We start from the raw sequence: 18,464 nt of genomic DNA, 5'->3' as shown, positions 1-18,464 counted from the left end.
GAGGGCGAACGGCCGCACTTTCGGTCAAGTCGCGGGACGGGGCTGGCCAAGCCGGGTCGGAGTGATGGAAGATCGCGCCCGGGGGTTACTGCACTCCGGAAAGGTTGTCATGGGCATCGGTTCGGCACTCGACCGTGAACACACCATCGCGCCACCGGGTTACAGCCGCTGGCTGATTCCCCCGGCCGCCCTCGCCGTACACCTGTGTATCGGCCAGGCCTACGCGACCAGCGTCTACAAAACCTCGCTGGTACAGCATTTCGAGACCAGCCAGACCGCGATCGGCGTCATCTTCAGCATCGCGATCGTGATGCTCGGACTGTCGGCCGCGATCGGCGGCACCTGGGTGGAACGCAACGGCCCGCGCAAGGCGATGTTCGTCTCGGCGTGCTTCTGGGCCAGCGGATTCGCCGTCGGGGCCCTCGGTATCGCGACCGGCCAGTTGTGGCTGGTCTATCTCGGTTACGGCGTCGTCGGCGGTATCGGCCTGGGCATCGGTTACATCTCCCCGGTCTCCACCCTGATCAAGTGGTTCCCGGACCGCCCGGGCCTCGCAACCGGCCTGGCCATCATGGGCTTCGGCGGTGGTGCCCTGGTGGCGAGCCCGCTGTCGCGGCAACTGCTCTCGATGTACGACGCGGGGTACGACCCCAAGGTCTCGTCCTCCGTGGCCGGCGGTGGTGCTCTGGTCGGGCTCTTCCTCACGCTCGGCGCCGGGTACTTCCTGGTGATGATGTTCGGGGTGTTCAACATCCGCGTGCCCGCGCCCGGCTGGACGCCCGCGGGGTTCGATCCGGCGTCGGTGAAGGCCAAACCACTCGTCACCACGGCGAACGTCTCCGCCGCGAACGCGATCCGTACGCCGCAGTTCTGGCTGCTCTGGACGGTCCTGTTCTGCAACGTGACAGCCGGTATCGGCATCCTCGAACAAGCCAGCCCGATGATCCAGGATTTCTTCCGCAGCGACGGCAAGTCCTCAGTGGCCGTGGCCGCCGCGGCCGGGTTCGTCGGCCTGCTCTCGGTCTTCAACATGGCGGGCCGATTCGCCTGGTCGTCCACCTCGGACGTCATCGGGCGCAAGCCGATCTACGCGATGTACCTCGGCGTGGGCATGCTGCTGTACTTCCTGCTGGCCTCGATCGGCAGTAGCAGCACGCTGGTGTTCGTCGCCCTCGCCGCGGTCATCCTGTCCTTCTACGGCGGCGGTTTCGCGACCGTACCGGCGTACCTGCGCGACCTCTTCGGCACCTACCAGGTCGGCGCGATCCACGGCCGCCTACTGACCGCCTGGTCGCTAGCGGGAGTGGCCGGGCCCCTGATCATCAACGGCTTCCTCGACCGCGAGGGCAAACCCGGCACCCTGACCGCGGACGCCTACCGGCCCGCCTTGTTCACCATGGTCGGCGTACTCGCGATCGGCTTCATCGCGAACCTGCTGATCCGCCCGGTAGCCGAGCGCCACCACGAAAAGACCGAATCCGAGTCCGCCGAGACCGCCGGGAGCAACGCATGAGCAACACCCCCACCGGCCAGACCGCCCGCCTGGTCATCTCCTGGACCCTGGTCGCCGTGCTCCTCGGCTACGGCATCATCCAAACCCTCATCACCGCCGCCAAACTCTTTACCAGCTGACGTCTCCCGCGAGTGGTCGTGTCTGGACCACTCGCGGGATTGTCGGTCAGATGGCGCGGAGATGGGTGACGTCGCCGGCGGCCAGGGGGCGCGGGCCGGAGCCCGTTTGCACCAGCAGGCGCCCGTCGGCATCCAAGCCGGTGGCGGTTCCGATCAGCGTGCTGCCGTCTGGCAACTCGACCCGGACCTCCCGGCCGAAGGTGGCCGACAACTCCGTGTAGTCCACGAGCAGCTGGCCCGGATCGCCCTGAGCACCGACCCAAGACTGGTACCGCGTCCCCAACTCGCGAAGAATCGCCGCAAGCACGGTCGCGCGATCCGTAGTGGCCGCGCCTTCCAACGCAAGCGACGTAGCCGCCGGGTGCGGCCGCTCGTCCTCGCGCAGCGTGATGTTCAGCCCGATTCCAACAACCGCGGCAGGCCCGTCCGGAGTATCAACCCGCTCAAGCAGGATGCCCGAGAGCTTCCGGTCCTCCAGCAGAACGTCGTTCGGCCACTTCACGAGCGCAGGGATTTCCCCCACCGTCCGTACGGCCGCAGCCACCGCCAACGGCGCGAGCAGGCCCAGCCATGGCAAGCGCGCTGGTGAGACGTCTGAGGGCCGCAGCAAGACCGAGAAGAGCAAGGCCGACCGGGCCGGGGTAGTCCACGTCCGGCCGAGTCTGCCGCGTCCAGCCGACTGGTACTCCGCCACGACGACAAGGCCCTCCGGAGCGCCTTCACGCGCCCGAGCCGCTACAACCGCGTTGGTGGACTCGGTCTCCGCAAGCACCTCGATGGCCGTCCAAACCGCGCCCGGCCGGACCAGCCGCTGGGTGAGGAAACGCGCGTCCAGCGGCGGCCGGTCGAGGTCGGCGAAGGGGTTGTCCATCAGCCGGTGTTCTGCAGGCCGGCGGCGACTCCAGAAACCGTGAGCAGCAGGAGCCGCCTAGTGCGCTCGATCTGCGCCTCGGTCAACGTGTCGTCGGTACGAAGCGTCCGGAGCGCCCGAAGCTGCAGGTACGACAGGGCGTCCACATACGGATTGCGGAGCTCTACAGCCCGCCCGAGAACTCGACGGCCCGCGAGCAACCTGTCGCCGCCAAGAACCTTCAAGACCCATTCGGTCGTCAGGGCGTGCTCGTCCAGCATCTGCTGCGTGAGGTCGGCCCGGTCACCTAGGTCAAGATAACGCTGCAGGATGCGTCGATCCGTCTTGGCCAGGGACATCTCGGCGTTCTCTAGCATCACCTGGAACAACGGCCAGTGCTGGTTGGCCTCCTGCAGCACCTGTACGTCGCCCACGGCCGCTAGGGCCGATCCAAGCCCGTACCAGCCGGGAGCGTTCACCCGGGCCTGGGACCACGCGAACACCCACGGGATGGCCCGGAGGTCTTCAAGCGACGAAACCGCCACACCCCGGCGAGCGGGCCTCGAACCGATCGGGAGCGACCCAAGCTCCTCGAGCGGGGTAACCCGGCCGAACCACTCGGCGAAGCCTTCCGCCCGGACCAGCCGGTGGTACGTCGTACGGGCTGCTTCGTCGAGGACCTTCTCGACATCGGCGAAACGGCTGGCCGCCTTGGCCGCACGTTCCTCCACCGCCGGTGTAGACGCTAGGAGCGTTGCAGCCGTCACCTGCTCGATGTGGCGCTGCGCGATGGCGGCAACGCCGTACCGGGCAGGGATGGCTTCACCCTGCTCGGTGAGCTTGAAGCGGCCCGAGACCGATCCAGGCGCTTGAGCCAGTACGGCGCGGTTGGCCGGGCCTCCGCCACGGCCGAGGGCGCCGCCGCGTCCGTGGAACAGGGTGAGCCGGATCGCGTTGCGCTGGGCCCACGCGGTGATACGGGCCTGAGCGTCGTACAACGCGAGTGTCGCCGAGACCGGGCCGACGTCCTTCGCGGAGTCGGAGTAGCCCAGCATGACCTCGAAGCGGCGGTCGTTCGCGGTGAGGCGGTGCCGGACCCGGGTCAGCTGGATCGCGTTGTCGAGCACCTCGACCGAGTTCTGCAGGTCCTCGCCGGTCTCGAACAGCGGTACGACGTCCAGCTCGATCGGCCGTCCGTCCATCGCGGCGTCGGCCAGCTCGTACACGGCGGCGAGATCGGCCGCGTTCCGGGTGAAGGAGACCACGTAGCGGCGGCAGGCCTCAGGACCGAACCGCTGCTGGATCTGACCGATGACCCGCAGGGTGGCTAGTACTTCCTCGGTCTGGTCGGACAACTCGCCGCCGCTCAGCACCTCGGAGAGGGCCTTGGCGTGTACGGACGAGTGCTGGCGGACCTCGAGCTCGGCCAGGTGGAACCCGAAGGACCCGACCTGCCAGATCAACTGCTGCAATTCGCCGTACGCCTGCCGGGGAGCGCCTGCAGAAACCAGAGAGTCCTGCAGCACCTTCAGCTCGTGCAAGTAGTCCGAGGCGCGGGGATAGCCGAAGTCGGCATCCCGGGCCCGAGTGGCTGCAAGCCGACGAGCCGCCAGTAGCAGGAGCTGGCGGTGCGGCTCGGCAGGCGAACGCGTCTCGATATCGGCCAGCAACTCCGGCGCCTGCGCCCGGGCGTCCTCAAGGATCCGCCGGACCGGCGCCGACGGCGGAGTGGTCGCAGCATCCAAGGTCAGCGCGCGGCCGAGCCGGTCGGTCGCGAACTCCAGCGAGCGCAACACATGGTCGGCCTGGATCTGCATGGCCTCGCGGGTGATGGCGGCGGTGACGTTCGGATTGCCGTCACGGTCGCCGCCGATCCAGGACCCAAGCTTCACGAACGGCGCCACCGCGGGAACGCGCGTCCCGGCGGCGTCACCGGCCAGCGCGTCGTCCAGCCGCCGGTACACCGACGGGATCACGTCGAACAGGGTCTCCTCGAACACCGCCATCGCGGACCGGACCTCGTCCAGCGGGGTCGGGCGGCTGGTGCGCAGCTGCGACGTACGCCAGAGGATGTCGACCTGTTCCAGCAGCCGCCGGGTGTTCTCCTGGCGCTCCGAGTCGCCGGTACGCGGGTCGGCCCGCTCCTCCAGCAGGGCCGAGATGCGGCGGATCGTCGCCAGGACGGCCCGGCGCCGCGCTTCGGTCGGGTGCGCCGTCAGCACCGGGCGGAACTCCAGCCCGTTCAGCAGCGCGCGGACCTGCTGCTCGCCGCTCAGCTCACCGATCTGCTCGACCGCCTGAGCCAGCTCCGACGTGGTCGGCGCGTCGCCCTCGCGGTCCCGCTCACGCAGGACCCGCGCGCGGTGCAGCTCTTCGCTCAGGTTCGTCAGGTGGAAGTAGCACGTGAACGCGCGAGCGACATCCTCCGCCCGCTCATCCGGCCAGGACGCGACCAGCTGCTCAGCGGCCTCACCGTCCCCGGCAATGGTCAGCTCGCGCAGGCGCTCCACGTCATCGAGCAGCGGCTGGCCCGCGTATTCGACCAGCACCCGCCCCAGCAGCTCGCCCAGCAGGCGCACATCACCACGCAGCTCCTCAGGTACCTCGAAGCGCGCCCGTGTGCGGTTCTCCGTCTGCGTCTCGGTCACGTTGGGCCACCCTATCCGCAGCCAAGCTCCCCCGCCTCCCCGTCCGTCCCTCGGTCACCCCACCACCCTCCGCGCCCGCTCGCTCACCCTGCTGACCGGCGCCCGCCCGCTGGGGCAGGCGCCGGTCAGCCGGGGCAGGCGCCGGTCAGCCGCGGCAGGCGCTGGACGGAACTAGGAGGGGTTGTAGACGGTTTCTCTCTTCCAGCCTGAGCAAAGGTCACCAGTCGGCCAGGACTTGTCGACACAGACTCGCCAAATGACGTCGGTCTGCTTCCCGGGAGGCAGCGGAAGGTCCTCGAGCTTATAAAAGCCACAACCGATCTCGTTCTTCAGTTTGATGGTCTCGCCGAAGTCCGTCCGCCAGTTCGCGTAGACGGAGTCGTCATCGCAGGCGGTGTCCGTCACGGTGAGTCGGCCGCCCCACAAGTTGAGCTCCCCTGAGGCCCCTTTGACCGAGAGCGTGCCGGCCATCGCGGGTGGGGCGGACGCGAACAGAACGGCGGCGGTGATGGCGAGTGCGGTAAGTGCTCGACGCATGTGATCGACCTTTCCGTGGATTTTGCGGATCGGGGCCGAGCGTAGGTTCGGCGCGGCGTCCCGCGAGCGCTTCTGCAGGTTCGTGCAGCGGGCTTCTGCAGGTTCTTGCAACCTGCGGGCCTGGATCTACCGAGCAGTAGAAATGGCTGCGGATGTGGTGGAGGTCATCGGGGTGGAGGGGTGGTGGGCGTTAGAGTGCCCGCTTATGGGAGAGACCGTGAACATCCATACGACCGCCGGAAAGCTCGCGGATCTGGAGCACCGGCTGGACGAGGCCGTGCACGCGGGTTCCGAGCGGGCGGTGGAGAAGCAGCACGCGCGGGGCAAGAAGACGGCGCGCGAGCGGATCGCCCTGCTGCTGGACGAGGGCAGCTTCACCGAGCTGGACGAGTTCGCCCGGCACCGGTCCACCTCCTTCGGCCTGGAGGCCAACCGCCCGTACGGCGACGGCGTGGTCACCGGTTTCGGCACGATCGACGGCCGCCAGGTGTGCGTTTTCGCCCAGGACTTCACCGTTTTCGGCGGCAGCCTCGGTGAGGTCTTCGGCGAGAAGATCGTCAAGGTGATGGACCTCGCGATGAAGATCGGCTGCCCGCTGGTCGGCATCAACGACTCCGGCGGCGCCCGGATCCAGGAGGGCGTGGTCAGCCTCGGCCTGTACGGCGAGATCTTCCGCCGCAACGTCCGGGCCTCGGGTGTGATCCCGCAGATCTCGCTGATCATGGGCCCCTGTGCGGGTGGCGCGGTGTACTCCCCGGCCGTCACCGACTTCACCGTGATGGTGGACCAGTCGTCGTACATGTTCATCACCGGGCCCGACGTGATCAAGACCGTCACCGGCGAGGACGTGACCCAGGAAGAACTCGGCGGTGCCCGTACGCACAACACCAAGTCGGGTAACGCGCATTACCTCGGCAGCGACGAGGAAGACGCGATCGAATGGGTCAAGACCCTGATCGCGCACCTGCCGCAGAACAACCTCGAAGACCCTCCGGTGTACGACGCCCCGGCCGAGCTCGACCCGACCGAAACGGATCTGGCGCTCGACACGCTGATCCCGGATTCGCCGAACCAGCCGTACGACATGCACACGGTGATCGAGGCGGTACTGGACGACGGGGACTTCCTCGAGATCCAGTCGCTCTTCGCGCCGAACATGATCGTCGGCTTCGGCCGGGTGGAAGGCCGGGCCGTCGGCGTCGTCGCGAACCAGCCGATGCAGTTCGCCGGCACGCTCGACATCGACGCGAGCGAAAAGGCCGCCCGCTTCGTACGTACCTGTGACGCCTTCAACCTGCCGATCCTGACCTTCGTGGACGTACCCGGTTTCCTGCCCGGCACGGACCAGGAGTGGAACGGCATCATCCGCCGCGGAGCGAAGCTGATCTACGCGTACGCCGAGGCCACCGTGCCCATGATCACCACCATCACCCGGAAGGCCTACGGCGGCGCGTACGACGTGATGGGGTCGAAGCACCTCGGCGCCGACATCAACCTGGCCTGGCCGACGGCGCAGATCGCGGTTATGGGCGCACAAGGCGCGGTGAACATCCTGCACCGGCGGGAACTGGCCCAGGCGGCCGAAGCCGGTGAGGACACCGAGGCCCGTCGCCAGCAGTTGATCACCGAGTACGAGGACCACCTGGCAAATCCGTACATCGCGGCCGAGCGCGGTTACATCGACGCCGTGGTCAAGCCGAGCGAAACCCGGTCGGAGATCGTCCGAGCGCTTCGGCTACTCCGTACCAAGCGCGACACCTTGCCCCCGAAGAAGCACGGCAACATCCCGCTGTAGGCCCTTGCGTCCGTCGAAGCCGGTAGAGGTTCGTCGGACGTGCGAGAGAGGAAGAGCCGTGACTGAAGAGAACAAGCCCGTACTGCAGGTCGTGAAGGGCGAACCGACTCCCGAGGAGTTGGCCGCTCTAGTGGCGGTAGTCGCCGCCCGAGCGACTTCCGCTTCGGCTGGCGGCACAGGGACCACCGGCGCAGGGAGCGACGAGCGCTCGAGCGACTGGGCGTCCTACTGGCGCAACGTCCACCGCCCCCTCCAACACGGCCCCGGCCGCTGGCGCGCCAGCGCCCACCCCTAACCACCCACCCTCGTTTCACGCCCCTCCCCGCGGCCCTTCCCTCCCGACGCTCCTTTCCGTCCCGGAGCTGTTCTCCGTCCCGGAGCTGTTCTCCGTCCCGGAGCTGTTCTCCGTCGCGGAGGTGTTCTCCGTCGCGGAGGTGTTCTCCGTCGCGGAGGTGTTCTCCGTTCAATACTTTCCGACGGTCGGACGCAAAATGCGGGATCTGTGGATATGCCTGCCGCGACTTGCCTTGTCGTGCTTGCAGTCCCGGGCACAGGCGGCATGCGCGACCGCATTCCGCGTCCGACCGTCGGAAAGTATTCAACGGAACGACTGTCGGAAGGTGTTGACGGGACGAGCGTCCGAAGGTGTTTGACGGGATGACCCCCGGAAAGGGTGGAACGGCGGGCGCGTGCGGTGGGTGGTTGGCACACTGGGGGGATGGCCAGGTACGCGGTTAATGCGGGTGCGGTGGAGCAGGCTCGGCGGTTGATCGAGGGGCGGCAGTATGTGCTCGATAGCGACTGGGGTGAGGTTCAGCCCGGGGCGGATGCGCAGAACGCGTATCTGGAGTCGCATTCGTGGCAGCAGTACGGCGATTGGCACCTTGGGCTGACCGAGGGCGCGAATGACGAGACCAAGGCCCGGCATGCCTTTGTGTACGGGGATTTCCGCCGGGTTCATCGCAGCGGGTTGATCGCCTGCGTGTATCGCGCGGCCGAGTGGCGCCACAAGGATGTCGAGGTGGTCGCCTACGAACTCCTGCAACTGCTCGACGCCAAAACCGGTCTCACTCCAAGCAGCTAGTGTCCTGAGTCGGAAGTTCGTGCTTCAGCTCCGGTGTCCAGGTGCGTGCATCGCAAGGCGGAGACACTAGCGCCACGACCGCACGCCATGACAAGCCACCTGCCCGTTACGGTACGGCGGAAAACGTTGGAGAACCGGGTGCCATCAGGCACTGACGACGGGTCCTGCCGGGCGGTAGTGTCGCCGGGTGACCGAGCAGACGACCCCGCAGAGTCCGATCGACCGGATCTCCGAGCGGTACCTGGACGAGTTCGTGAAGCTGTCGCCCACCAGCGCGACGTTCATGGGCATCGACGGGTTCGACGACCAGTATCCCGACTACTCTCCGGCCGGTTTCGGCGCGCAGGCCGAGCTGGCCCGCCGCACGATCGCCGAGGCGGAGGCCACCGAAACCCCGAGCGAGCGCGAGCAGGTTGCCAAGGAGGCCCTGCTGGAACGGCTCGGCCTTGAGCTGGAAACCCAGGAGGCCGGCGTTCCGCAGTACCAGCTGAACGCGATCGCCTCCACCGCGGCCGAGATCCGCCAGGTGTTCGACCTGATGCCGACCGCGACCGACGAGCACTGGGAGGCCATCGCCACCCGGCTCGGCAAGGTCGGTACCGCCCTCGGGCAGTACCGCGAGAGCCTCACCGCGCAGGCCGCGCAGGGCCGGGTGTCCGCGCTGCGCCAGGTGAACGACGTGGCCACCCGGATCGCCAGCTGGACCGGCGCCGAGGGGGACGACTTCTTCGCCGGTCTGGCCTCCCGCGCACCGGAGGGATCGCTGCGCGCGAAGGTCGAGACCGCAGCCGCGCAGGCCCGTTCGGCGTACGACGAGTTCGGCGCCTGGCTGGAGACGGACCTCGCCCCGCAGGCGCCGACCCGGGACGGCTGTGGCCAGGAGGTGTACGAGCTGTCGTCGCGGAACTTCCTCGGCGCCAAGGTCGACCTGGCCGAGACGTACGCCTGGGGCTGGGAGGAACTGGCCCGGATCGAGAACGAGATGCAGGAGATCTCGGCCGGCCTGAACGGTGGCGACCGCAGTATCGAGGCCGCCGCGCATCTGCTCGACAACGACCCGGCGCGGATGATCAAGGGCAAAGAGGCCTTCCGCGACTGGATGCAGGAACTCGCCGACTCCGCGGTTTCGGAACTGGGCGGCAAGCACTTCGAGATCGCGCCGGAGATCCGCAAGATCGAGTGCATGATCGCACCGACGTCGGACGGCTCGATCTACTACACCGGTCCGAGCGAGGACCTGACCAGCCGGCCCGGCCGGATGTGGTGGGCGGTGCCCGCGGGGCAGACCGATTTCGCCACCTGGCGCGAGGTCACCACCGTCTATCACGAGGGTGTGCCGGGGCATCACCTCCAGGTCGCGCAGACGATGGTCCGGGCCGACCTGCTGAACCGCTGGCAGCGCATGGGCTGCTGGGTCTCGGGTCACGGTGAAGGCTGGGCGTTGTACGCCGAGCGACTGATGGACGAGCTCGGTTATCTGGAAGATCCGGGCGCGAAGCTCGGCATGCTCGACGGCCAGGCGTTCCGCTCGGCCCGGGTGATCATCGACATCGGCATGCACCTGGAGCTGGAGATCCCGAAGGACAACCCGTTCGGGTTCCACCCGGGTGAGACCTGGAACGCCGAGCTCGGCTTCGAGTTCCTCCGTGCGCACTGCCGGATGGAGACCGACATGCTGAAGGCCGAGCTCAACCGGTACCTCGGCTGGCCCGGCCAGGCACCGTCGTACAAGGTCGGCGAGCGGATCTGGCTGCAGGCCCGGGCCGACGCCCAGCAGCGCAAGGGCGCCGACTTCGACCTGAAGGCGTTCCACCGCGACGCGCTCAACCTCGGCTCGCTCGGCCTCGATCCGCTCGTGCGGGCCCTCGGCAGGCTGTAACAAACGTCAGCCGTACGTCGCACCGGCCCCGCTCCTGCGTGGGCGGGGCCGGTTGTGACAACGTTGGGGCGTGACCCGTTTCATCCTGGCCTCCGCCTCTCCCGCGCGGCTCCAGACCCTGCGCAACGCCGGTGTCGAGCCCGAAGTGATCGTTTCCGGCGTCGATGAGGACCACGTCACCGCGCCCTCCCCGGGCGAACTCGCCCGCACGCTGGCCGTGCTGAAGGCGCGCGCGGTAGTGAGCGAACTGGACGGCCATGCCACCGTGCTCGGCTGCGACTCGGTGCTGGAGATCGACGGCGTGGCCTACGGCAAACCCGGTACGCCGGACGAGGCGCGCGCCCGGTTGCGCGCGATGAGCGGCGGCTCGGGCGTACTGCACACCGGGCATTGCCTGTTCGACACCAGCAGCCGGATCGAGCTGCGCGAACTGGCCTCCACCAAGGTCTTCTTCGCCACCCTGACCGACGAGGAGATCGAGGCGTACGTCGGCACCGGCGAGCCTCTCGCCGTCGCCGGGTCCTTCACCGTCGACGGCCTCGGTGGTGCCTTTGTCGAGGGAATCGAGGGCGATCACCACAACGTCGTCGGCATCTCCCTGCCGCTGGTCCGGCGAATGCTGGCGCAGGTCGGAATCTCCTGGACGTCGTTGTGGAAGACCCCGTTCGAGTACGACGAAGCCGTGGCCGACCGGTATGACGACACCCGGGGTGGTGCCGAACGGGCCCAAGCCGCGGCGGCCGCCGTACATCAGTTGCTCGGCAAACCCGGGCGAGTACTCGACCTGGCCATCGGTACGGGCATTGTCGCGGCCGAACTCGCGGCCCAGGGCCATCTGGTGCACGGCGTCGACCTGTCGGCGGCGATGCTCCAGCGCGCCTCCGTCCGGCTGCCCGGGCATGTCGCTCAGGCCGACGCTGGTTCGTTGCCGATCGCGGATCTGCGCTGCGACGCGGTCACGGCCGTGTGGCTCCTGCATCTGGTGGATGACAGCGACGCGCTCTTGGCCGAGGCGGCACGGGTGCTCAAACCGGGCGGGTTGTTCGTCACCACCGTGGACAAGACCGAGTCGAGCCGAGTGGCCCGCGGCAATCCCCCGAACCGGGTCCGCGCCCAGGATTCCCTGGCCTACCTGGTCTCCCGCGCCCCGTTGCACGGCCTCACCCTGGAGTCCGCCACCACGTTCCCCGGCCCTGGCGACACCACCTACCCCCTCGTCGCCTTCCGCCGCACGCTCTAGTGTCCTGAGTCGGAAGGTAGTAGGCCGTGGTGGCGAGGGCCAGGGCGGTGATGGTTAGGGCGAGGCTGCCGGAGAGTTCGGCGTTGCGGACCAACGCGGACATGGCCGCGACGGCCGGGGCGAGCAGCAGGGCCACCGTTGCCGGGAGCAACCACCTGCGCGCCGTCGTACCTGTGGCCCGGACGTACGCCGGCAGCTGAGCGGCGTACGCCGTGGCCAGGTGGAACGCGACCAGGGCCATCGCGACCGCCGCGACCTGCCAGCCCGGTTCCGACGGCCCGCGCATCAGCCAACCGCCCGCCACAGCCACGAGGAAGGCGAACGGCGCCGCCGAATCGGGCAACGCGATCGTCACCACCAGCGCGGCGATTCCGGCGTACAGCACCAGGTCGACCTGGTCCCACGGCTGCAGCCCCGCGATGGTCAGGGCCAATCCACCCGAAACCAGGATCAGCAGGCGGGACAGTACGGCGACACGGCCGGCGGCGCGGACCCGGGTGGCCCAGAGGTTGATGCGTTCGGCGAGGTTCATCAGCGCAACCTCGGGGCGGAGGCCAGGCGGCTCGCGTCGCGGAGCACCTCGTCCAGCGTGCCGGCACCTCGCCACGCGACCGTCGGTACGCCGAGATCGCCGAGGCGGTCCAGCTCCACCCGGCGTTCGAGCAGTCGCAGCCGCCAGGCCAACGGCCAGGCCTGTGGATCGTGGTCCTCGTCGAGTTTGCCGACGTGGTCCGGCAGTGTGTCGACCGCGATGACCGTGCAGCCCGCGTGGGCCAGCGTCACCACGTGACCGAGTACGGCCCGCCTGAGCAGCGGGCTGAGCACGATCACCAGGCTGTCGGGGCGGATCCGCTCGCGCTGGGCCAGCTGGTTCGGATCGCGCTGCATGGACCGGGCGTCGGCCCGTACGAGCGCGTCGAGGATCCGCCGCAGATGACCGCGGCCGGTGCCCGGGCGCACCGAACGAACACCCACGCCGGTATCGATCAGCCGGACCCGGTCGCCGTGCCGCAGGTAGTGCTCGGCGATCGAGGCGGCCGCGCGGACGCCGGTGTCCAGGCTGCTGGCCCGGCCGTCGATGCCTTCACTCACGCCGATGTCGTCGCCGGTGTCGAGTACCAGTACCACCTCGGTATCGCGGTCGGACCAGGTCGAGGTGACATGCAGTTCGCCGGTCCGGGCGGAAACGGCCCAGTTGATCCGGCGCAACCGGTCGCCCGTACGGAACGGCCGGATGCCCGCGAGCTCCGTCCCCTCCCCAGGCCGTCTGGATCTGTGCAGGCCGACCAGCCCGGCCGGGCGCGGTACGGCGTCCACCGCGGCGAAGCCCTCTCGCAACGGCAAAGTCAGTACGTCGGCCGCGCCCACCTCAAGTGGTTCCGTCCGGTAGGCGCCCAGCAACGACGTGCACGTGATGACGGGTCGTTCCATCGCCCGGCGTCCCCATCGCTGCGAGCGCACGCCGAGCTCCACCTCGGCGCGACCACCCGGCGGTACGACGATCGCCCGCGCGCCACCAACCGGGTCATAGGCGAACCACTTGCCGCGCGGTACGGCCACCACCATCAGGTCGGCCCGGTCGTCGAGGCCATTCACCTGGACGCGATAGCCGGTCGCCTGGCCTTCGAACAACGTGGTGGCGTCCAGCTCGGCGGCGGCCGCGGGTGAACCTGCCGGGCGGGCGAACGCACCCCAGAACGCGAGCACGGCCAGCGGCAGACCGAGCACGGCCGCGTCCGGACGGCGCAGTACCACCGCGATCAGCACCAGCGCCGCGGACATTCCGACCGCCCGGACGTGGGCGTGCGTCGGCCGCCAGGTCTTGCTCACCGGATCGCGTCCGCCGGATTCCCAGCACCGGCCTCGGTCGGACCGGTGGCGCCGGCCGAGGCCGATGTCGAACCGGTGGCGCCGGCCGAGGCCGGTGTCGAACCGGCGGCGCCGGCCGGGGTCGACGTCGCGGCGGCGGCGTGCACGGTCGGCGGTGCCGCGACCGCGCCGAGCACGTTGCGAACGACGGTCGCGCCGGTCACATCGTGCAGCCACAGCTCGGGCCGGACGGTGATTCGATGCGCCAGCGCCGACTCCGCGACGGCCTTCACATCCTCCGGTACGACGTAGTCGCGGCCCTGGATCACGGCGTACGCCCGGGCGGTGAGCAAGAGCGCGAGCGAGCCACGCGGCGAGGCGCCCACAAGCACCTGGGAGTCACGCCGGGTCGCCGCGGCGAGATCCACGCAGTACCGGCCGACGGTGTCGTCCACCGTGACGGTCTCGACCGCCTGCTGGGCCGCGTACAGGCCCTCGGCATCGATGACCGCCTCGACCTGCTGGTCCTCGGAGCGGCGGCCCATCCGGCGCTGCAGCACCTCCCACTCCTCCTCGGCGGTGGGATAACCGAAGCCGACGCGCAGCATGAACCGGTCGAGCTGGGCCTCCGGCAGCGGATAGGTGCCTTCGTACTCGACCGGGTTCGCCGTCGCAAGCACGTGGAACGGCCTGGGCAGCGGGAAGGTCTCGCCCTCGACCGTGACCTGGTGTTCCTGCATCGACTCCAGCAACGCGGCCTGGGTCTTCGGCGGCGTCCGGTTGATCTCGTCGGCCAGCAGCAACCCGGTGAAGATCGGGCCGGGGCGGAACACGAACTCCGCCGTGCGCTGATCGAAGACGAACGCGCCGGTGACGTCCGAGGGCAGCAGGTCCGGGGTGAACTGGACCCGCCGGAAGTCGAGGCCCATCGCCTGCGCGAACGAGCGGGCGGCCAAGGTCTTGCCTAGTCCCGGGAAGTCCTCCAGCAGGACATGCCCGCCCGCGAGAATGCCGGCGAACACCAGCTCCAGCGCGGACTGCTTGCCGACAACGGCCTGCCCGACCCGGTTCAGCACCTCACGGCTCAGCGCGGATACCTCGGCGAGTCGCATCTGCTCAGTTCCCACTACACGTCCCTACAGATTCTCGATGGATTCGATGGCCCGCTCGATCCGCCCGTACGTGACGGTGGATGGTTCGGTGGCCGTGATCAGGTCCCACGTCTCGGCGCCGAGCATTTCCCGGGCCCGGCCGGGTTCAGCCGCCAGGTCCACGCCGTGGCGGCCGCGAAGCCGGTTGGCCGCCAGTTCCGTCAGGAGCGGTTGCACCCGCCTCGTGAAGGTTTCGGGGTCTCGATGCGACTCCTGCAACCAGGTCGCCAGGAACTGCGCCCGGCTGTCGTTATTGCGCCAGGCACCGGCGTACGGCTCGGACTTCTCGGGCCAGGACGTTTGAGTCAGCTGACGGCCTATGAGCCGCACTGCGAGGGAGACGAGGCCAATGGCGACTGCAACGGCTACAAACCACGCGGGCTTCGGCTGGTACTTAAGGACCGAGAAGGCCAGTACCAGCAGTAGAGCCACGCCGAGGCTGATTCCGAGGTGTTGCGCGGCCAGGCGGCGATTGGTGATCATGACTCGCCTGCCGGGGTTGCAGGGACTGCAGGAGCTGCTGGGGTTGCAGGGGCTGCGGCGGCGGTGAGCTCGTCACCGAGTCGTACGAGCGCCGTACGGGCTCGTTGCCGGTCTTCCTCGCTCGACTCATGGGCGGAGAACCTGGCCTCCTTGTACAGCGCAGCCAGTTCGGCCAGTGAATCGGCTGACACGTTGCCAAGGGCAAGAACCCGGACAGTGAACTCCGACGGCGTCTCGGCCGCTTCCCGCGGTACGCCAGCACCGGCGGCGGCTTGTTCGAGCGCAACCCAGCAGGCCACGATCGCATCGGTGGCGCGACCCGAGTTCATGCCCGACAAGCCTTGGTCTACCGCGTCTGCGAGGCGTTCTGTGGCGACGCGCTCCCAGTCCTCCGAAGTGTCCGGCTCGACCTTGGGCAGGCGCAGCTGCCGCAAGAACCGGTAGAGCAGCCGGACCAGGAAGTACGCCAGACTGGCCACAACCACCGCAGCCAAGGTGTAGAGGATGAACTTCAGGCCCAGCGTCAGCCACTCGGGCAGGTCGATCGGCTCGGGCCGCTTCCCGCCGGGACTGGACACCGGAGGCGTCGGAGTGTTGTCCGGCGTGGGAAACGTCGTTGGCGGCGTACGGACCGCCGTACTCTCTCCGACCGGGCGAACGCTGCCGGTGGACGATACGAGCACAACCAGGCCCACGGCGGCAGCAGCCAGACCTACGGCACCTGCCGCCGCTAGGGCGCTGGAGCGGCGCGCACCGTTCGGCTGCATCTCGGCAGGCTATCCCGCCTTCAGACCACTCCTGCCCCGAGTTGCCTCCGGCTAGAAGCCGGTGTCCAACCAGGGCAAGCGCTCGGTCCGGAAGGCCTGGGAAGTCCGCAGGAGCGCACCCGGCGTCAACTCCTCGACGAGGCCCGCGTCCGCGAGACGGGTCAGACCCGGCCGTCCGAGGTACAGCGCGCCATAGTCGCGTACGTCGGCCAGTAGGTCCGGGGCTTGCGTAGTGCGCTCGCAGGTGGCTCCGCCCGGCCCACCGGTCAGCCGCCAGGAGCCCTCGTTCCAAGGGCAGAACTCGTCTCGAACTCCCAGTACGACGTCTACCTCGTTCTCGTAGGTACGAGCCGCTAGAGCGCGCGGGAAGTCCACTAGCCGGATCCAGAGGCCGTCGAACAGTTGAGGCTGCGCCGGACGGCCGTTGAGCAGCAGCGTCATGAACGGGTCATCCAGCGCGAACCGCCCGAACCTGGTCTCGGTCATCAGGTCCTGGTCCAGCAGGAACCGCCAGAGCGCGACGTACGACGCGAGGTCGGTGGCGTGCACGCGGTCGACCAGCACGGTGTTCCGGGCGGCGTTGTTCTCCACGGCCCGCTTGGTCCGGAAGTACGCGTAGCCGGTGAGCGAACCGTCCTTGCGCGCCAGAACGCACCGGGCCGCGCTGGAACCTCCACCGGTTCCTCCGGCGAGCACGAGTTCGTTGCTCACGTACGCCGGCCAGCCGCCGTTGTGCTGGAACATGCCAACACGGGTGGCAGCGACCTCGTTGTGGATCCGCGTGCACTCGTCGAGCGACTCGGCGACATCGGCGTACCGAACCTCGACGTCCTCCACCCCCGGCACGGACCGCAACTGCCCGGGCTTGCGCGGGATCGTCAGACGGAGATGCTCGCTCGCGAGGCCGTACCCGAACCGGCCATAGATCTCGGGCTCGCTCGCGGTCAGCGCGGCAACCGGCTCGGCACCGCTTTCGTACAACCCGGTCAGCTGGCGGCTCATCAGCTGCCGCAGGATGCCCTTCCGCCGATGGGTCGGTTTGACCGTCACCATGCTCACGCCCGCGACCGGCGCCGGACCACCCGGCACGGTCATCGACAACGAGTAGATGCAGGCGTAGCCGACAACCTCCTTGCCGTCGACCGCGACGAGACCCCGTTCGGGCTCGTGCACGTTGAGCTCGACCGTCCAGTCCTCGTCGGTGATGGTTTCCGCGAACGACAGGGACAACAGATCGCGCACCTGCGTCGCGTCGGCGTCTTCGAAGGGCCGCAGCTCGATACTCATACCGCCTGCCTATCAGACCGTGACCACGCAGCGCGATCACATTTCCCCGCGCTGGAGCGTACTGAGCCAGTTCTGCAAGGCCCACCAGTCGCGGAGCGTATGCAGCACGCTCTCCGAGGGCGCATCCAGCGACCACCCGGTCAGCGCGGTCAACCGGCTCAGGCGATAGCGAACCGTGTTCGGATGCAGGTGCAGCGCGGCCGCGGTGCGATCGAGCCGCCGGTCGGCATCGAGATAGGCCTTCGCCGTCTGGGCCAGCTGCCGGTGGAAGGCGTCCGCTGGATCAAGTGAGCCGAGCAGGTCCCGGGTCAGGATCGCGGCGAGCGCAGGCTGGGTCGCCAAGGCCGTCTCCACCGCGAGGTCCTGGAGCTGATGCAGCCCCCGGCGATCACTGGCGTTCGCCGCGGACAAGGCGTGCCCGCAGGTCTCGTAGAGCGCCGGGATCTCCCGCAGTGGCGCGGCCGGTGCCACCACCACCAACTCGTCGGCGGTGACGAGCTTCTTGCCGGGCCTACGTGGCATCAGACCCGCGAGCTTGCCTTCCACCAGGCCGAAGACGCCACCCACGTCGGCAAAGCGCCGTTCGAGGGTCTGGGCCTGGACCGGATCGGTGACGTCGGACCGCAGGCAGTAGAACGACCGGCGCGGATCGAGGTGGACCCGGCCGAGCTCGTCCGGCGAAACCTCGGGCTCCTGGCCAAGCAGGAGGCGCCGAAGCACCTGGCTCCGGACGTCGCGCACCGTTCGGGCCAGTTGCAACTCGGCGGTGTGATAGCCGCTGACGACGTGCCGTTCGAGCGCGCCCGCGTACCGTTCGAACTCCAGCAGCACATCGAGCAGTACCCCCGACGGCACGCCCGCGGCCCGGCTCCGCTCGACCGCGATGGCGATAGCCCGGCTCCGGCCAGCGTGCACGCCGCGAAGCAGCTCGGTCAACGGAATGCCCTGCGCGGCACGATCCGTACCAAGGCGGGCCGCCGCGGCGAAGTCCTCGACACCAGGCCCGGTGGAATCGTCGAACGCGGCCAGCCCGGCCGCCACCATCACCGCGATGTGCCGGCGGTTCTCGGCGATCGGCAGGCTCGCCACCTCGGGTGAATCACCGCGAGCGGCCTCGACCACGGCTTCGATCACCGCGGGATCCGCCGCCATCTCCCGTACGACGGCGCTGAACCTCGCCCGATCCGTCACGCCGCGGCCTTCCAGTTGTCGATGAGCCACAACAAAGGGGGTCCACCTTGGCGGTTGTGGCCTAGCGACACAACGCTACCGGTTGATTACCTAGTGCCGCTGAGCTTTCGG

At 68.7% G+C, this 18,464-nt stretch carries 17 protein-coding genes; 7 read left to right on the top strand and 10 right to left on the bottom strand.

Annotated elements, in window-relative coordinates:
* Positions 1–109: 109 nt before the first annotated feature.
* Both ACFFGN_RS25285 and ACFFGN_RS25280 read left to right on the top strand, forming a co-directional pair.
* Positions 110–1,513 (top strand): OFA family MFS transporter, encoded by a 1,404-nt coding sequence (locus tag ACFFGN_RS25285; protein WP_380052109.1) that lies wholly within the window; start codon positions 110–112, stop codon positions 1,511–1,513.
* Positions 1,510–1,632 carry an MFS transporter small subunit gene (locus tag ACFFGN_RS25280; RefSeq protein ID WP_380052106.1) on the top strand — a complete coding sequence of 41 codons (123 nt, stop codon included), beginning with the start codon at positions 1,510–1,512 and terminating at the stop codon, positions 1,630–1,632. Before ACFFGN_RS25285 ends, ACFFGN_RS25280 begins: the two co-directional genes overlap by 4 nt.
* A 46-nt stretch (positions 1,633–1,678) precedes the next feature.
* Here ACFFGN_RS25280 and ACFFGN_RS25275 read toward each other — a convergent pair whose 3' ends face one another.
* From ACFFGN_RS25275 to ACFFGN_RS25265, 3 genes are all read right to left on the bottom strand, one after another.
* On the bottom strand, positions 1,679–2,503 hold the full coding sequence (locus tag ACFFGN_RS25275; protein WP_380052103.1) for a biotin--[acetyl-CoA-carboxylase] ligase: 825 nt from the start codon (positions 2,501–2,503) through the stop codon (positions 1,679–1,681).
* Positions 2,503–5,130, bottom strand: a complete 2,628-nt coding sequence (locus tag ACFFGN_RS25270; RefSeq protein ID WP_380052100.1) for a phosphoenolpyruvate carboxylase — start codon at positions 5,128–5,130, stop codon at positions 2,503–2,505. Before ACFFGN_RS25270 ends, ACFFGN_RS25275 begins: the two co-directional genes overlap by 1 nt.
* 171 nt (positions 5,131–5,301) lie before the next feature.
* Positions 5,302–5,667: a hypothetical protein gene (locus ACFFGN_RS25265; RefSeq protein WP_380052097.1), complete on the bottom strand. Its 366-nt coding sequence runs from the start codon at positions 5,665–5,667 to the stop codon at positions 5,302–5,304.
* A gap of 205 nt (positions 5,668–5,872) precedes the next feature.
* Here ACFFGN_RS25265 and ACFFGN_RS25260 point away from each other — a divergent pair, with 205 nt between their 5' ends.
* The 5 genes from ACFFGN_RS25260 (at position 5,873) to ACFFGN_RS25240 (ending at position 11,665) form a co-directional block, all read left to right on the top strand.
* Positions 5,873–7,462, top strand: a complete 1,590-nt coding sequence (locus tag ACFFGN_RS25260) for an acyl-CoA carboxylase subunit beta (protein ID WP_380052094.1) — start codon at positions 5,873–5,875, stop codon at positions 7,460–7,462.
* 58 nt (positions 7,463–7,520) lie between these two features.
* A complete protein-coding gene (locus ACFFGN_RS25255; RefSeq protein WP_380052091.1) occupies positions 7,521–7,757 on the top strand; it encodes an acyl-CoA carboxylase epsilon subunit in 237 nt (78 codons plus the stop codon).
* Positions 7,758–8,180: 423 nt separating this feature from the next.
* Positions 8,181–8,546, top strand: a complete 366-nt coding sequence (locus ACFFGN_RS25250) for a hypothetical protein (RefSeq protein WP_380052088.1) — start codon at positions 8,181–8,183, stop codon at positions 8,544–8,546.
* Between the two features lie 187 nt (positions 8,547–8,733).
* Positions 8,734–10,425, top strand: coding sequence for a DUF885 domain-containing protein (locus ACFFGN_RS25245; protein WP_380052085.1), 1,692 nt, complete (start codon positions 8,734–8,736; stop codon positions 10,423–10,425).
* A gap of 70 nt (positions 10,426–10,495) precedes the next feature.
* Positions 10,496–11,665, top strand: a complete 1,170-nt coding sequence (locus tag ACFFGN_RS25240) for a Maf family nucleotide pyrophosphatase (RefSeq protein ID WP_380052082.1) — start codon at positions 10,496–10,498, stop codon at positions 11,663–11,665.
* Here the strand turns inward: ACFFGN_RS25240 and ACFFGN_RS25235 are convergent.
* Genes ACFFGN_RS25235 through ACFFGN_RS25205 form a run of 7 tightly spaced genes read right to left on the bottom strand, consistent with a single transcriptional unit; the run spans position 11,586 to position 18,383 of the window.
* The gene (locus ACFFGN_RS25235) at positions 11,586–12,197 is read right to left on the bottom strand and encodes a hypothetical protein (RefSeq protein ID WP_380052079.1); all 612 of its coding nucleotides are present in this window, start codon (positions 12,195–12,197) and stop codon (positions 11,586–11,588) included. The genes ACFFGN_RS25240 and ACFFGN_RS25235 overlap by 80 nt on opposite strands.
* Positions 12,197–13,495, bottom strand: coding sequence for a DUF58 domain-containing protein (locus ACFFGN_RS25230; protein WP_380052076.1), 1,299 nt, complete (start codon positions 13,493–13,495; stop codon positions 12,197–12,199). Before ACFFGN_RS25230 ends, ACFFGN_RS25235 begins: the two co-directional genes overlap by 1 nt.
* A complete protein-coding gene (locus ACFFGN_RS25225; protein ID WP_380052176.1) occupies positions 13,492–14,586 on the bottom strand; it encodes an AAA family ATPase in 1,095 nt (364 codons plus the stop codon). The genes ACFFGN_RS25230 and ACFFGN_RS25225 overlap by 4 nt, the downstream gene beginning before the upstream one ends.
* A gap of 24 nt (positions 14,587–14,610) precedes the next feature.
* Positions 14,611–15,108 (bottom strand): hypothetical protein, encoded by a 498-nt coding sequence (locus tag ACFFGN_RS25220; RefSeq protein ID WP_380052073.1) that lies wholly within the window; start codon positions 15,106–15,108, stop codon positions 14,611–14,613.
* A complete protein-coding gene (locus ACFFGN_RS25215) occupies positions 15,105–15,875 on the bottom strand; it encodes a DUF4129 domain-containing protein (RefSeq protein ID WP_380052070.1) in 771 nt (256 codons plus the stop codon). Before ACFFGN_RS25215 ends, ACFFGN_RS25220 begins: the two co-directional genes overlap by 4 nt.
* Before the next feature lie 51 nt (positions 15,876–15,926).
* Complete coding sequence (locus ACFFGN_RS25210) at positions 15,927–17,162, bottom strand: GNAT family N-acetyltransferase (RefSeq protein WP_380052067.1); 1,236 nt, start codon at positions 17,160–17,162, stop codon at positions 15,927–15,929.
* A gap of 36 nt (positions 17,163–17,198) precedes the next feature.
* Positions 17,199–18,383 (bottom strand): PucR family transcriptional regulator, encoded by a 1,185-nt coding sequence (locus tag ACFFGN_RS25205; protein WP_380052064.1) that lies wholly within the window; start codon positions 18,381–18,383, stop codon positions 17,199–17,201.
* Between the last annotated feature and the right edge of the window lie 81 nt (positions 18,384–18,464).

It is taken from the genome of Kribbella deserti, from assembly GCF_042434725.1.
In the GTDB taxonomy this organism is placed as follows: Bacteria; Actinomycetota; Actinomycetes; order Propionibacteriales; family Kribbellaceae; genus Kribbella; species Kribbella deserti.
Note: the sequence above shows the minus strand (reverse complement) of the source record. Positions and strands in the feature narration are given on the sequence as shown.

Bases quoted from the DNA above. Each gene is read 5' to 3' on its own strand.
- ACFFGN_RS25285 (WP_380052109.1), top strand. From the start codon at position 110: ATGGGCATCGGTTCGGCACTCGACCGTGAACACACCATCGCGCCACCG.
- ACFFGN_RS25280 (WP_380052106.1), top strand. From the start codon at position 1,510: ATGAGCAACACCCCCACCGGCCAGACCGCCCGCCTGGTCATCTCCTGG.
- ACFFGN_RS25275 (WP_380052103.1), bottom strand. From the start codon at position 2,503: ATGGACAACCCCTTCGCCGACCTCGACCGGCCGCCGCTGGACGCGCGT.
- ACFFGN_RS25265 (WP_380052097.1), bottom strand. From the start codon at position 5,667: ATGCGTCGAGCACTTACCGCACTCGCCATCACCGCCGCCGTTCTGTTC.
- ACFFGN_RS25260 (WP_380052094.1), top strand. From the start codon at position 5,873: ATGGGAGAGACCGTGAACATCCATACGACCGCCGGAAAGCTCGCGGAT.
- ACFFGN_RS25250 (WP_380052088.1), top strand. From the start codon at position 8,181: ATGGCCAGGTACGCGGTTAATGCGGGTGCGGTGGAGCAGGCTCGGCGG.
- ACFFGN_RS25235 (WP_380052079.1), bottom strand. From the start codon at position 12,197: ATGAACCTCGCCGAACGCATCAACCTCTGGGCCACCCGGGTCCGCGCC.
- ACFFGN_RS25225 (WP_380052176.1), bottom strand. From the start codon at position 14,586: ATGCGACTCGCCGAGGTATCCGCGCTGAGCCGTGAGGTGCTGAACCGG.
- ACFFGN_RS25220 (WP_380052073.1), bottom strand. From the start codon at position 15,108: ATGATCACCAATCGCCGCCTGGCCGCGCAACACCTCGGAATCAGCCTC.
- ACFFGN_RS25215 (WP_380052070.1), bottom strand. From the start codon at position 15,875: ATGCAGCCGAACGGTGCGCGCCGCTCCAGCGCCCTAGCGGCGGCAGGT.
- ACFFGN_RS25210 (WP_380052067.1), bottom strand. From the start codon at position 17,162: ATGAGTATCGAGCTGCGGCCCTTCGAAGACGCCGACGCGACGCAGGTG.